The sequence below is a fragment of the Gordonia hirsuta DSM 44140 = NBRC 16056 genome (genome assembly GCF_000333015.1).
GTDB classification, from domain to species: domain Bacteria; phylum Actinomycetota; class Actinomycetes; order Mycobacteriales; family Mycobacteriaceae; genus Gordonia; species Gordonia hirsuta.
Genome location: NZ_BANT01000040.1, coordinates 17,718 through 31,474 on the forward strand (window position 1 = coordinate 17,718; position 13,757 = coordinate 31,474).

Annotated in this window: 11 protein-coding genes; 9 read left to right on the forward strand and 2 right to left on the reverse strand. The window is 68.4% G+C overall.

What is annotated here, in order from left to right:
* Positions 1-188 precede the first annotated feature (188 nt).
* The 8 genes from hpf (at position 189) to GOHSU_RS13090 (ending at position 10,730) form a co-directional block, all read left to right on the forward strand.
* Positions 189-926, forward strand: coding sequence for a ribosome hibernation-promoting factor, HPF/YfiA family (hpf, locus tag GOHSU_RS13055; RefSeq protein WP_005942550.1), 738 nt, complete (start codon positions 189-191; stop codon positions 924-926).
* Positions 927-1,070: 144 nt separating this feature from the next.
* Positions 1,071-3,827, forward strand: a complete 2,757-nt coding sequence (gene secA, locus GOHSU_RS13060; protein ID WP_005942554.1) for a preprotein translocase subunit SecA — start codon at positions 1,071-1,073, stop codon at positions 3,825-3,827.
* A 402-nt stretch (positions 3,828-4,229) separates the two neighbouring features.
* Positions 4,230-4,778 (forward strand): Rv3235 family protein, encoded by a 549-nt coding sequence (locus tag GOHSU_RS13065; protein WP_155828524.1) that lies wholly within the window; start codon positions 4,230-4,232, stop codon positions 4,776-4,778.
* Between the two features lie 83 nt (positions 4,779-4,861).
* On the forward strand, positions 4,862-6,343 hold the full coding sequence (locus GOHSU_RS13070) for a wax ester/triacylglycerol synthase family O-acyltransferase (RefSeq protein WP_024332969.1): 1,482 nt from the start codon (positions 4,862-4,864) through the stop codon (positions 6,341-6,343).
* Complete coding sequence (locus GOHSU_RS13075) at positions 6,343-6,840, forward strand: DUF6912 family protein (protein ID WP_005942562.1); 498 nt, start codon at positions 6,343-6,345, stop codon at positions 6,838-6,840. The genes GOHSU_RS13070 and GOHSU_RS13075 overlap by 1 nt, the downstream gene beginning before the upstream one ends.
* A 111-nt stretch (positions 6,841-6,951) precedes the next feature.
* The gene (locus GOHSU_RS13080; protein ID WP_005942566.1) at positions 6,952-8,073 is read left to right on the forward strand and encodes a ferredoxin reductase; all 1,122 of its coding nucleotides are present in this window, start codon (positions 6,952-6,954) and stop codon (positions 8,071-8,073) included.
* Positions 8,074-8,156: 83 nt separating this feature from the next.
* Positions 8,157-9,449, forward strand: coding sequence for a fatty acid desaturase family protein (locus tag GOHSU_RS13085; RefSeq protein WP_005942568.1), 1,293 nt, complete (start codon positions 8,157-8,159; stop codon positions 9,447-9,449).
* Between the two features lie 39 nt (positions 9,450-9,488).
* Positions 9,489-10,730: a fatty acid desaturase family protein gene (locus tag GOHSU_RS13090; protein WP_005942571.1), complete on the forward strand. Its 1,242-nt coding sequence runs from the start codon at positions 9,489-9,491 to the stop codon at positions 10,728-10,730.
* A 13-nt stretch (positions 10,731-10,743) separates the two neighbouring features.
* Here the strand turns inward: GOHSU_RS13090 and rsgA are convergent, their stop codons facing one another.
* Entirely contained in the window at positions 10,744-11,802 is a 1,059-nt protein-coding gene (gene rsgA, locus GOHSU_RS13095) for a ribosome small subunit-dependent GTPase A (RefSeq protein ID WP_005942574.1), read from the reverse strand.
* The gene (gene aroA, locus GOHSU_RS13100) at positions 11,799-13,115 is read right to left on the reverse strand and encodes a 3-phosphoshikimate 1-carboxyvinyltransferase (RefSeq protein WP_005942577.1); all 1,317 of its coding nucleotides are present in this window, start codon (positions 13,113-13,115) and stop codon (positions 11,799-11,801) included. The genes rsgA and aroA overlap by 4 nt, the downstream gene beginning before the upstream one ends.
* A gap of 140 nt (positions 13,116-13,255) precedes the next feature.
* On the opposite strand from aroA, the gene GOHSU_RS13105 reads away from it, so the two are divergent.
* Positions 13,256-13,726: an NUDIX hydrolase gene (locus GOHSU_RS13105; protein WP_005942580.1), complete on the forward strand. Its 471-nt coding sequence runs from the start codon at positions 13,256-13,258 to the stop codon at positions 13,724-13,726.
* The last annotated feature ends 31 nt before the right edge of the window (positions 13,727-13,757 follow it).

A 13,757-nucleotide genomic window follows, 5' to 3' on the forward strand; every position in this document is an offset into this window, starting at 1 on the left:
GAACCTCAGCGGCAGGAGGTGGGACGCCCTCTTCCCGGCCCCGAGGGGTCTGGGACCCGGGCTTCCCGTCGCCGGTCGATTGCGGGAAATCAGTGTGAAGGTGTCGTGCAAAAACCTTGTGCGACAAGCGAATTCTCGTCTGTTCCGGGTGCAGAGCGCCTGGGCGGCGCGATCGGAGGAGGTTGACGATGTCGGTTGTCCATCGCAAAGGCCAACGCGAACCGAAGGGTCCTGCCCCGACACAGAGCGATGTGAGTGTTGCCTTCGAGCGGCCGGCCTCGCTGCGGGCGGTCGCCCAGCCGGCCGAGCCGGACGCCGAGGTGGTCTTCAGCGGCCGCAACGTGGTGATCCCCGATCACTTCCGCGTGTATGTCGGTGACAAGCTGGCCCGGCTCGAGCGGTTCGACCCGTCGTTGACGCGCTTTGAGGTGGTGCTCTACCACGAGCCGAACCGGCGTCAGCAGAAGCAGGCCGAGGTGGTCGAGGTGACCGCGCGATGCGACGGACCCGTCGTGCGTGCCCAGGCCAGCGGTGAGAACTTCTACGCCGCCACCGAACTGGTGATGGACAAGCTGCAGAAGCGGCTGCGCCGGGCGCACAGCCGCAAGCGCATCCGCAAGGCCGGCCCGGGTGTGCCGGTCTCGCTGTCGGAAGCCACCGCGGCCGGTGCCCTGGTCGACGATCCGGCGCCGGAGACCCCCGCCGAGGCCGAACAGCACTGGGACGACGGCGTCGAACCGTACGAGCCCGGCCAGGTGGTCCGCATCAAGGACCACGATGCCGCGCCGATGACCGTCGACGATGCGCTCTACGAGATGGAACTGGTGGGGCACGACTTCTTCCTGTTCCACGACAAGGAGAGTGACCGCCCGTCGGTGGTCTACCGTCGTCACGCCTTCGACTACGGTCTGATCCGGCTCTCCTGAGCGTGCCCATCGGTCCGGCCCCAGCGGTTTTCCGGCAGGGCCGGGCCTGATCGGATCGGGGAGATACCGGTAGCATGGAATCCGGTCTGCACTCTTGCGTGCAGACCGGATTTCTTATTCACGACCGATGGGGACTGTGGGACCGTGCTGAACAAGCTGCTTCGCCTGGGTGAAGGCCGGATGGTCAAGAGGCTCGACGGGATCGCCAGTCAGGTCCAGTCCCTCGAAAGCGACATCGCCGCGCTCAGCGACGACGAACTGCGGGCCAAGACCGACGAGTTCAAGGAACGGCTCGACAAGGGCGAAACCCTGGACCATCTGCTGGTCGAGGCGTTCGCTGTGGCGCGCGAGGCGGCCTGGCGCGTCCTGGATCAGAAGCACTTCCATGTCCAGCTGATGGGCGGTGCGGCTCTGCACTTCGGGAACATCGCCGAGATGAAGACCGGTGAGGGCAAGACGCTGACCTGCGTGCTGCCGGCCTACCTCAACGCGCTGTCGGGCAAGGGCGTGCACGTGGTCACCGTCAACGATTACCTGGCCAAGCGTGACGCCGAGCAGATGGGCCGCGTCCACCGCTTCCTCGGACTGCAGACCGCCGTCATTCTGACCGGCATGACCCCCGATCAGCGGCGCGTGGCCTACAACGCCGACATCACCTACGGCACCAACAACGAGTTCGGCTTCGACTACCTGCGCGACAATATGGCACACAGCCTCGATGAGCTGGTGCAGCGCGGGCACAACTTCGCCGTGGTCGACGAGGTCGACTCGATCCTGGTGGACGAGGCCCGCACCCCGCTGATCATCTCGGGTCCGGCCGACTCCTCGAGCAAGTGGTACGGCGAATTCGCGCGGATCGCTCCGCTGCTGGAGAAGGACGTCCACTACGAGGTGGACATCAAGAAGAAGACCATCGGTGTGCACGAGGCCGGCGTGACCTTCGTCGAGGACCGCCTGGGCATCGACAACCTGTACGAACCGGCGAACTCCCAGCTGGTCGGCTACCTGAACAACGCCATCAAGGTCAAGGAGCTGTTCCACAAGGACAAGGACTACATCGTGCGCAACGGTGAGGTCCTGATCGTCGACGAGTTCACCGGTCGTGTCCTCGACGGCCGCCGCTACAACGAGGGCCTGCACCAGGCCATCGAGGCCAAAGAGGGCGTGGAGATCAAGGCCGAGAACCAGACGCTCGCCCAGATCACCCTGCAGAACTACTTCCGCCTCTACGACAAGCTGTCGGGAATGACCGGTACCGCCGAGACCGAGGCCGCCGAGTTCCAGCAGATCTACAAGCTCGGCGTCATCCCGATCCCGACGAACAAACCGATGATCCGCGACGATCAGTCGGACCTGATCTACAAGACCGAAGAGGCCAAGTTCGACGCCGTCGTCGACGACATCGCCGAGAGCCATGAGAAGGGCCAGCCGGTCCTGATCGGTACCACCAGCGTCGAGCGCTCCGAATATCTGTCGCAGCTGCTGAATCGGCGCGGCATCAAGCACAACGTGCTCAACGCCAAGTTCCACGAGCAGGAAGCCCAGATCATCGCCGAGGCCGGTCGCCTCGGCGCGGTCACCGTGGCCACCAACATGGCCGGCCGCGGTACCGACGTCGTCCTGGGCGGCAACCCGGAGATCATCGCCGACACCCGGCTGCGCAAGGCCGGCCTGGATCCGGTGGGCACCCCCGAGGAGTACGAGGCCGCCTGGGTCGAGGCCATCGAGGTGGCCCGCCGCGACGCTGCCGAGGAGGCCGTCGCCGTCGTCGAGGCCGGCGGCCTGTACGTGCTGGGTACCGAACGCCACGAGTCCCGCCGGATCGACAACCAGCTGCGCGGTCGTTCCGGCCGCCAGGGCGACCCGGGTGCCTCACGCTTCTACCTGTCGCTGGGCGATGAGCTGATGCGCCGGTTCAACGCCGGCGCCCTGGATGCGATCATGACCCGGCTCAACCTGCCCGAGGACGTGCCGATCGAGGCCAAGATGGTCACCCGCGCCATCCGCAGTGCGCAGACCCAGGTCGAGGAGCAGAACTTCGAGATCCGCAAGAACGTCCTTAAGTACGACGAGGTGATGAACGAGCAGCGCAAGGTGATCTACGCCGAGCGCCGCGAGATCCTCGAGGGCGAGGACCACCGCGAGCAGGTCCGCCAGATGGTGGTCGATGTGGTCGGCGCCTACGTGGATGCCGCGACCGTCGAAGGCTACGCCGAGGACTGGGACACCGTCGAGCTCTGGACCGCTCTGGGCAACCTGTACCCGATCACGCTGGAGGAGAAGGCAGTCTTCAGCGTCAACGAATACGGGGAGCGCGAGGATCTGGACCGAGACGAGCTGCGCACCATGGTCGTCGAGGATGCCCTGGCCGCCTACGACCGCCGCGAGGCCGAACTGGCTGCGCTCGGCGGCGACGACGCCATGCGTCAGCTGGAGCGCTCGATTCTGCTGTCGGTGCTCGACAGCAAGTGGCGCGACCACCTCTACGAGATGGACTACCTGCGCGAGGGGATCCACCTGCGGTCGATGGCCCAGCGCGATCCGGTGGTGGAATACCAGCGCGAGGGCTACGACATGTTCATGGGCATGCTCGAGGCCATGAAGGAAGAGACCGTCTCCCTGCTGTTCAACGCCCAGATCCAGACCCAGGCTCCGGGCCCGGCCCTGGGCACCTCGGTCTCGGACATGCTTTCCGGTGCAGGACTGGGCGAGCAGCTGGCCGACGACGATCCGCGCATCACCTACAGTGGGCCGGACGAGGACGGCGATCCCGAGATCCATTCGGCGGTCGAGGAACTGTTCTCCGGCACCCCGTCCGAGGTCCTCACCCCCGAGCCGGTGACCGGTTCGCGCAAGGAACGCCGCGCCGCCGAGCGACGCAACCGCCGGCGTAGCAAGTAGCGGCTTCCGCTAGCCGGGCGGGTGACACCGGGCCGCTGTTCTTGTGAACCTGGTGCTGGTTCGGCGAACGCGGCACTGGTTTTGCGAACACGGCGTTCGTTTTGCGAACGCGGCACTGGTTTTGCGAATGCGGCGTTCGGCGACGTTCGCGGCCCTCGCGAAGGCCGCGAACGTGGCGAGCGCCGCGTCTGTGGGGCGAGCGCCGCGTATGGGTGCTGAACGCCGCGCCTCTGGCACGGCGACCGGGCCGCCGCGCCCAGACCGAAGCGTGCTTCTGCTGCACCGCGCGGAAGACCGGCTCACCAATGACCGGTTAGTGAAGAATGCGGAATTTTCCGTGGCAATTCCGGAGGACTCCGGCGCGTCATGGAACCCAAACGCGTTCCGGTGCGTCCGATTCATATGAGGGGGACACTGCTCGAGGGTCAGACAGAAACGCAGTTGCGGCCAGCCGGAACGACGGTGCCGGCCGCGCCGCCGCCGAGGTCCGCGCAGGCGCGCTCGCGACCGAAGGCCTCGGCCCCCGGTGGGGCGGGCGGGCTCACCGAGGAGACCCAGACCGGAGCGGCCGGACGCAGTCCGGATCTGGCCGCGGTCACCGAGGTCCGCACCTTCGCGGTTGCCATCCTGTCGCGAACCCTGGAGGTCCTCGACGGGCGCCGCCCGCGCAGCCAGCTGGCCGGCGCAGTCGCCGAGCAGGTGCTGGCGCAGGTGTCGGCGTTGCTCCGGCACGGTGCGCTCGGCACCGCCGGCGACTGCGCCAAGCTGCACCGAGTCCATGTGCAGTTCCGGTCGCCCCAGCGCGCCGAGGTCTTCGGGACCATCCAATGCCGAGGTCGGGTGCGGGCACTGGCCGGCCGCCTGGAACGTTCGAAGCCCCGCGATCGGGCCGCCGGCGGCCCGTCCCGGCAGGCGAGTCGATGGGTGCTCACCGAGTTCACGATCCTGTGAGCCGGCCGATGGTCGGGACCCCCGGGCGGGACGCGCTCACCGGCGGTATCGTCGACCGTCCGGGGCACTATCATCGAGGGGACATGGTGAATCGACTGTCGCCGGACGATGCGATGTACTACTTCCTGGACCGGTCTGGAACCACGACCCATCTGGGCGCTTTGCTGATCCTTGATCCGGCCGCCGCTCCGCGGGGGGCTGCCCTGGACTATGCGGCCCTGGTCGCGCTGGTGGAGAACCGGCTGCAACTGGTTCCGCGGTACCGGCAGGTCGTCACCGAGGTGACCCTCGGATTGGCGCGGCCACTCTGGGTCGACGACCGCGACTTCGACATCACCTTCCACATCCGCCGCTCGGCGCTGCCCCAGCCCGGCGACGACGAGGCTCTCTCCGAGTTCATCGCCCGGGTGATGTCGCGGCCGCTGGACCGGCATCGCCCGCTCTGGGAGATGTATCTGATCGAGGGGCTGCCCGACGGACGCATCGCCATCCTGACCAAGACACACCGCTGCCTGCTCGACGAGGAACAGCACCTGGAGATCAGCGAGGTCATCACCGACGAGACTCCCGAGGTCGGGCACTACGAGGAGGATCTGTGGATGCCGGGCCGCCCGCCCGGGTCGCGGGCGGTCACCATGGGGGCCCTCGCCGAGGCCGTCGCCCGGCCCGGGGAACTGGTCGAATCGGTGTTCAGCGGGACCGGCCCGATCGCCGACCTGCTGTCGCTGGCCGATCAGTCGGTCCGGTTCGTCGGCAACACGGTGCAGCAGCTGGTCAACGCCGCACCCGATAGCCCGCTGAACACCACCGCCAGCGCCGCCCGGCTGTTCACGTTCGTCTGGGTGCCGCGCACCCAGGTGCAGGAGATCGCCGAACGGTTCGAATGCAGTTTCAACGATGTGGTGCTGGCCGTCGTCACCGGTGTCATGCGCCGCTGGACCCTGTCGGTCAAGGACTCGATGAGCCACGGGGAGACGGTGCGGGCGGTGCTGCCGCTGGGCGCCCGCGAACCGGTCGCCGATGAACGGGCCGGCGGCGGCTGGATCTGCGAGGGGCGCGCTGAATTCATCACCGACCTGCCGGTCGGCGAGGATTCACCGAGTGTGCGGTTGATGCAGGTCGCCGGTCTGGCCGAACGCTATTCACAGTCGCAGCGCCGGATGACCCCGGGGCTGCGGCCGCTGCTGCCCGAACTGGGGGTGGTGCCCTTCGCCGATGTCTCGACCCGGGTGTTCAACCGGATCTTCCAGCGTTCGTACAACGTGCCGATCCGCATCGCCGATCGCCGGATCGGCTGCCGGTACGTCAACGGCGTCCCGGTCAGGGACCTGTTTACGGTGCCCCCGCTGCTGGCCAGCCGGGCACTGGCGATCAGCGTCAACGAATACTGCGAGAAGGTCGAGTTCGCTTTCCTGGCCGACCGCAACGTCCTGGGCGATCTGCCGGCGATGGCCGGGTACGTGCTCGACTCGATCGACGAACTGGCGACCGGTGGATTCGAAGCGATCACCGACACCGGCGCCGGTCCCCGCTCCGGCACCGCTGGTTCTCCTGAGGAGGAGTGATGAGAGTCTTTCTGCCGGCCACCTTGGCCGATGTGCAGCGACTGCTGGCCGATGGTCAGTGGATGCCGTTGGGCGGCACCGGTTTTGCACTCACCCCCGCGCTGCGGGAGGCCTATGTGTCCGGCGACGACGAAGAGCTCGCCGAGATCGCCCTGCGCGATGCGGCGCGGGCGAGCCTGCGTCTGCTGTCGGCGCAAGAGGACGGCGAGCTGCCGGTGCGGCGCGTGGTGGTGGTCGCCGAGCGCGACGATGCGAGTCCGCGGCCGGATCTGGACGACGCCGTCGTGCGGATCTCCGGACCGGTGAGCACCGATCAGGTGGTCGCGGTACACGTGGACGACGGCGCGGCCGAGCCCGCGGTGCGCGCGGCGGCCGAGTGCATCGATGTGGCAGATCTGGGCGACGAGGATGCCGAACTGACGCTGGGGGACGCGGAGGACCACGATCTGGCGTGGTACGCGACCCAGGAGCTGCCGTTTCTGCTGGAGCTGCTCTGACCGGCCTCCGCCCGGCTTGCCTATCTACCCTACGGTTCCGTAAGTTACGGAACCGTAGCTAGAATCGACGGGGACGCCCGCTGCCCGGCGGACGCTCGTGGACGGAGGAGCATGATGGGTTCATGGCGCGATCGGTTCGAGGCGCCCGCACGGGCGGCGTCGTCGACGGGTAAGGGTTCGCAGTGGCTGCGCGCAGCGGTCGCGAGGATCACCACCCCGCTGCTGCCCGACGACTACCTGCATCTGGCCAATCCGCTGTGGTCGGCCCGCGAGCTGCGCGGCCGGATCGTCTCGGTGACCCCCGAGACCGCGGATTCGGCGACCATCGTCATCCGCCCGGGCTGGGGCTTCTCGTTCGACTACCACGCCGGTCAGTACATCGGCATCGGCATCGAGGTCGACGGGCGCTGGACCTGGCGATCGTACTCGCTGACCAGTGATCCGGAGACCTCGCGCGGGGACAGGACCATCGCGATCACCGTCAAGGCGCTGCCCGAGGGCTTCTTGTCCTCGCACCTGGTCAACGGTCTGGCGCCGGGCACCGTGGTGCGGCTGGCCGCCCCGGCCGGTGAGTTCGTGCTGCCCGATCCGCTGCCGGAGAAGGTGCTGTTCGCCACCGCCGGAAGCGGTATCACCCCGATCATGTCGATGCTGCGCACCATGCGCCGGCGCGGACAGCGGTGCGACGTCGTCGTCGTCCATTCGGCGCCCACGCAGCAGGACGTGCTCTTCGCCGGGGAGCTGTCGGAGCTGGCGCGGGAGGGGCTGGCCACGGTGCGTCTTCGCCTCACGCGCAGCCAGGGCAAACTCGACCGGCAGGGGCTGACCGAGCTGTGCCCGGACTGGACCGAGCGGGTGACCTGGGCGTGCGGGCCGGCCGGCTTCCTGGACATGATCAGCGCCGCCTACGACGATGCCGACCGGTCGCAGGCCTTGCACATCGAGCGGTTCGCGCTCGAACGCGGTGCGCACGGCGCCCAGGGCGGGGTCGTCACCTTCGGCACCCGCGACAAGTCGATCGAGGTGGACGGTGCCACCACCCTGCTGGAGGCCGGGGAGCAGGCCGGTGTCCAGATGCCCTACGGGTGCCGGATGGGAATCTGCCAGACCTGCGTGGTGATGCTCGACAAAGGTTGTGTGCGCGATCTGCGCACCGGTGTCGAGCATGTGGAGGGCGAGCGCATTCAGACCTGCGTCAGCGCCGCGGCCGGGGACTGCACGCTCGACGTGTGATCCGGGTCGCCGCCGGGTGGACAACCTACGCCGTCGTAACCTACGCTGACGTAAGTTACGGAAACGTAGGTGAAGGAGCGCCGGTGGCGATCAAAGACATTCCCGAGTACGCACACCTCAGCGATGAGGACGTGGCGGCCATCGCCGTCGAACTCGATCAGATCCGGGCCGATATCGAGGCCGATCGTGGCGAACGGGACGCCCGCTATCTGCGCAATACGGTCCGTCTGCAGCGCGGACTGGAACTGGCCGGTCGCACCCTGATCTTCGGTTCGCAGAAGCGTTCGCTGTGGTGGGCCGGTGCCGGCACGCTCGGCGTCGCCAAGATCATCGAGAACATGGAGCTCGGGCACAACGTGATGCACGGGCAGTGGGACTGGATGAACGATCCCGAGACGCATTCGACCTCGTGGGAGTGGGACAACGCCGGTCCGAGTGCGCACTGGAAGCACCAGCACAACTTTGTCCACCACAAGTACACCAATGTCCTGGGCATGGACGACGATGTGGGCTACGGTCTGCTGCGGGTGACCCGCGACCAGCGGTGGCGGCCGTTCTACCTGGGCAATCTGGTGTGGAACACGCTGCTGATGCTCGGCTTCGAGTACGGTGTGGCCGCCCAGCACCTGGAGCTGGGCCGCAAACGCAAGACCGAAGCCGAGCAGCTCGAGTTCCAGCAGGCCCTGCGCGATGTCGGCCGCAAGATCGGCCGGCAGGCCGCCAAGGACTACGTCGTCTATCCGGCGCTGGCCGGGGGCGCCACCCGTTCGGTCACCGGCTGGCGCAAGGCGCTGACCGCTAACGCGACCGCGAACGTGATCCGGAACATCTGGACCAATGCGGTGATCTTCTGCGGACACTTCCCCGACGGGGCCGAGAAGTTCACCAAGCGGGACATGCAGGACGAGACGCAGGGCCAGTGGTACCTGCGGCAGATGCTCGGCAGCGCCAACTTCCGGTCCGGTCCGGTGCTGGCCTTCATGAGCGGCAACCTGAGCTACCAGATCGAGCACCACCTGTTCCCCGACCTGCCGAGCAACCGGCTGGCCGAGATCTCGGTCCGGGTGCAGGCGATCTGCGACGAATACGATCTGCCGTACACCACCGGCTCGTTCCCGCTGCAGTACGCCAAGTCCTGGCGCACCATCGCCAAACTGTCGCTGCCGGACAAGTATCTGACCGCGACCAGCCATGACGCACCCGAGACGGCTTCGGAACTGCGGTTCAAGGACGAGCCCACGCAGCAGCTGGTGGGCACCGTCGATCCGCGCACCGGCCGTCGCCGCGGACTCAAGTCCGCGCTGCGCCGACTGCGGGACCGCCGCCGCGGTGTGGCGCCGTTGCCGGCGTCCTCGCGCGATCGTTCCGCGGCCTGAAATCGTCTGGGGAGCGATGCCCGGGCATAATGGACCGTAATGGCGATTTCGGATATCAACGAGTACGCGCATCTCAGTGATGCGGACGTCGAGGCACTCGGTGTAGAGCTCGACGTGCTGCGCCGCCGGGTTGAGTCCGATCTGGGTATGCGTGATGTCCGCTACCTGCGTCGCACCATCGCTGCCCAGCGTGGATTGGAGGTCCTGGGGCGCCTGGCGCTGCTGGGCAGCAACCGCCGATCGCTGTGGCTGGCCGGAACCGTCTGGTTGGCGTTGTCGAAGATCATCGAGAACATGGAGCTCGGGCACAATGTGATGCACGGGCAGTGGGACTGGATGAACGACCCCGAGATCCACTCGACCTCGTGGGAGTGGGACATGGTGTGCGCGTCCCCGCACTGGAAGCACTCGCACAACTACATCCACCACAAGTACACCAACGTGATCGATATGGATCACGATGTCGGGTACAAGGTGCTGCGGGTGACCCGTGACCAGCCGTGGCGGGTGAAGAATCTGTTCCAGCCGCTGCAGAACCTGCTCCTGGCGGCCACCTTCGAGTGGGGCATCGCCCTGCACGATCTGGACCTGGCCGGGATCATCAAGGGCACCCGCCCGCGCGAGGAGGGCATTCCCGAGGTCAAACTGTTCCTCGCGAAGGCAGCCCGTCAACTGGGCAAAGACTATGTGCTGTTCCCGGCCGTCTCCGGGGTGGCCCAGCGTTCCCTGCGCGGTGCGACGACGACGCTGGCCGCCAACGCCACCGCGAATCTGACCCGCAACGTGTGGGCCTATGCGGTGATCTTCTGCGGGCATTTCCCCGACGGCGCCGAGAAGTTCACCGTGGAGACGCTCGAGGACGAGACGCAGGGCCAGTGGTACCTGCGGCAGATGCTGGGCACCGCCAACTTCGAGGCAGGTCCGGCGCTGGCGTTCATGAGCGGCAACCTCTGCTACCAGATCGAGCATCACCTCTACCCGGATCTGCCGAGCAACCGGCTCGCCGAGGTCTCCGAGAGCGTGCGCGAACTGTGCGACAAGTACGACCTGCCGTACAACACCGGCGGTTTCACCATGCAGTACCTGCGGACCCTGCGCACCATCAATAAGCTGGCGCTGCCGGATCGATTCCTGTCCGACGGCGTCGACGACGCACCCGAGACCACCTCGGAGCGGCGCTTCGACCGGCTCGGGGAGCGGGCGCCCGGCCTGCGCACCGCGCTGGTGCGGATGAAGGAACGCCGGCTGTCCCGGGCGCTGCGCGCCCGGCGCCTGCAGTAGGCCGCGGCCGGGGTCAGCCCAGCGCGTCGGGGTTGGCGGTCTCGGGTTCGGTGTCGGCCGGGCCGGTGTCGCGGACGGCGGCCAGCAGCTCCCGTACCGCCATGGCCCGCCGGTACGAATCACCGGTGAGCCCGTCCAGTGCGCACTCGGGGTCGGCGGGCGGACCCAGATGCGTGCAGCCGCGCGTGCAGCCGTCGATGGCCGCGCGCAGATCCCCGAAGGCGTCGATGATCTCGTCGGGGGTCACGTGGGCCAATCCGAAAGACCGGATACCGGGGGTGTCGACCACCCACGAGGTCGGTCCGTCGGGGTCGCCGGGTGCGCTGGGCAGCGGCAGCGCCACCGACTGGGTGGAGGTGTGCCGGCCCTTCCCGATTCCCGAGACCCGCCCGACGGCGCGGTCGGCGTCGGGCACCAGGCGATTGACCAGCGTGGACTTACCGACGCCGGAATGCCCGATCAGGGCGGTCAGATGGCCGTCGAGCACCTGCTGCAACCGGTCCAGCGGATCGTCGCGCCCGGCGATCAGGACCGGCAGATCCAGGTCGGCGAAATGTGCGGCGAAGCCGGCGGGATCGGCCAGATCGGATTTGGTCAGACACAGGATGGGGGTCAGGCCGCCGGCATAGGCCGCGGCCAGCGCGCGCTCGACGAAGCCGGTGCGCGGCGGCGGATCGGCCAGGGCGGTGACGATCAGCAGCTGATCGGCGTTGGCCACGACGATGCGTTCATAGGGATCGGTGTCGTCGGCGGTGCGGCGCAGCACGGTGCTGCGCTCGTCGACCCGCACGATCCGGGCCAGGGTGTCCGGCCGGCCGCTGAGGTCGCCGACCACCGCCACCTGGTCGCCGACCACCACCGGAGTGCGGCCCAGCTCCCGCGCCCGCATGGCGGTGACACGCCGGTCGGGGTCGCCGCCGATCACACAGCCCCAGCGCCCGCGATCCACCGAGACGACCATCGCGGTCTGCGCGTCGTCGTGGGCCGGGCGCTTCTTGGTGCGCGGACGAGTGCCTTTGCCCGGGCGGATCCGGACATCGGATTCGTCGTACGACCGCGCGATGCGGCTCACCGTGCCGACGCCCCGGGGCCGGCGGCGCCGTCGACCATCGCCGTCCACATGGCAGGGAAGTCGGGCATGGTCTTACCGGTGGTCTCGACGTTCTCGATCGCCGTCCCGGCCACCACCAGCCCCAGGGCGGCACCGGCGGTGGCCATCCGGTGGTCGGCGTAGGAGCGCCAGGTGGCCCCGGTCAGGTCGGCGGGTCGGCGGCCGGTGATCACCAGCCCGTCGTCGGTCTCGGTGCAGGTGCCGCCGAGCCGGGTGATCTCGGTGGTCAGCGCGGCCAACCGGTCGGTCTCGTGCCCGCGCAGATGCGCGATACCCGACAGCGTCGAGGTGCCGTCGGCGACCGTGCACAGGGCGGCCACCGTCGGTGTCAGCTCGCCCACGGCGCTCAGATCCAGATCGACGGCCTGCAGCCGCGGCGGCCCGGTCACCGTCAGCAGACCGTCGCCCGAGCGTCCGGTCCGGCAGCCCAGCGCCTCCAGGATCGAGACGATCTGGGCACCCGGCTGCGTGGTCTGGTCCGGCCAGCGCGGCACCCGGACGGTTCCTCCGGTGATCGCCGCGGCGGCTAGGAAGGCCGCAGCGTTGCTCAGATCCGGTTCGATGGCCCAGTCGACCGCGCGGATCGGCCCCGGGGACACCGACCAGGAGGTGACGGCGCCGGTGCGGTCGGTGGCGGTAGCGACCGGGACACCGGCGACGGCCAGCATGTCCACGGTCATCTCGATGTGCGGCATGGACGGCACCGGCCGGCCGGCATGGGTGATCTGGGCTCCGGCGGTGAACCGGGCCGCCGAGAGCAGCAGCCCGGAGACGAACTGGGAACTGGCCGAGGCATCGACGGTGACCGGACCGCCGTCGACCGCGCCGGTACCGTGCACCGTGAAGGGGAGGGCGTCGCCGTCGATCTGGGCGCCCAGGGTGCGCAGAGCGTCGAGCACGATGCCCATCGGGCGGGTGCGGGCCTGGGGGTCACCGTCGAAACGCACCCGCCCCTGCGCCAGGGCGGCGACGGCGGGAAGGAACCGCATCAGGGTGCCGGCCAGACCGCAGTCGATCTCGGCGCCGTGCAGCGGCGCCGGGGTGACGGTCACCTCGGTCGGGTCGGTGGCCGAGTAGGCGATTCCGGTACCCAATGCGGCCAGCGCGTCGAGCATCAGATCGGTGTCGCGGCTGCGTAGGGTGCCGGTGATCCGGGACGGTCCCTCGGCCAGGGCGGCCAGGACCAGCGCGCGGTTGGTGATCGACTTGGAGCCGGGCAACTCCACCACGGCGTCGACGGGTCCAGAAGCGGGCGGAGCGGGCCAAGCAGTCATGCGTCCAGTCTCTCACGTGCGGGGTCCGGGCCCGCCGGTGCTGGTCTGGGCACCGCGACCGGCGCTGCGAGCCGAGATTCTCCCGGCCACGGATTCTCGAGGGAATAGAATTTTCACTCGGGCGTGGGATTCTCGAGAGCATGGTCGAGCACAGTGCCGGAATCCTGCTCTACCGCGGCCGCGGCGACGGGCTGCGGGTGCTGCTGGTGCATCCGGGCGGACCGTTCTGGCGGCACAAGGACACCGGGGCGTGGTCGATCCCGAAGGGGATCATCACGGCCGGAGAGGATCCGCTGACGGCGGCGCGCCGGGAGTTCGCCGAGGAGACCGGCGCGCCTGCGCCCGCGGGCCAGGCGCTCGAACTCGGCTCGGTCCGGCTGCGCAGCGGCAAACAGGTCACCGGCTTCGCGGTGGAAGGCGAGTTCGATCCGGCAGCGTTGCGCAGCAACACCTTTCATATGCAGTGGCCGCCGCGTTCGGGGCGGTCGGCGACCTTCCCGGAGGTGGACCGGGCGCAGTGGTTCACCGCAGCCGAGGCGGCCGTGAAGCTGAACCCCGCGCAGGTCGAGTTTGTGCGTCGACTGGACCGGATTCACCGGCGGCCTGAGTAATCTACGGAGCACTTCTGTCAGGCAGGGGAGG

What these genes read in the sequence shown, in the direction of transcription:
- GOHSU_RS13075 (WP_005942562.1), top strand. Translation starts at nt 6,343, where the DNA reads ATGAGAGTCTTTCTGCCGGCCACCTTGGCCGATGTGCAGCGACTGCTG.
- GOHSU_RS13080 (WP_005942566.1), top strand. Translation starts at nt 6,952, where the DNA reads ATGATGGGTTCATGGCGCGATCGGTTCGAGGCGCCCGCACGGGCGGCG.
- aroA (WP_005942577.1), bottom strand. Translation starts at nt 13,115, where the DNA reads ATGACTGCTTGGCCCGCTCCGCCCGCTTCTGGACCCGTCGACGCCGTG.
- GOHSU_RS13105 (WP_005942580.1), top strand. Translation starts at nt 13,256, where the DNA reads ATGGTCGAGCACAGTGCCGGAATCCTGCTCTACCGCGGCCGCGGCGAC.
- hpf (WP_005942550.1), top strand. Translation starts at nt 189, where the DNA reads ATGTCGGTTGTCCATCGCAAAGGCCAACGCGAACCGAAGGGTCCTGCC.
- GOHSU_RS13090 (WP_005942571.1), top strand. Translation starts at nt 9,489, where the DNA reads ATGGCGATTTCGGATATCAACGAGTACGCGCATCTCAGTGATGCGGAC.
- GOHSU_RS13070 (WP_024332969.1), top strand. Translation starts at nt 4,862, where the DNA reads ATGGTGAATCGACTGTCGCCGGACGATGCGATGTACTACTTCCTGGAC.
- GOHSU_RS13065 (WP_155828524.1), top strand. Translation starts at nt 4,230, where the DNA reads ATGAGGGGGACACTGCTCGAGGGTCAGACAGAAACGCAGTTGCGGCCA.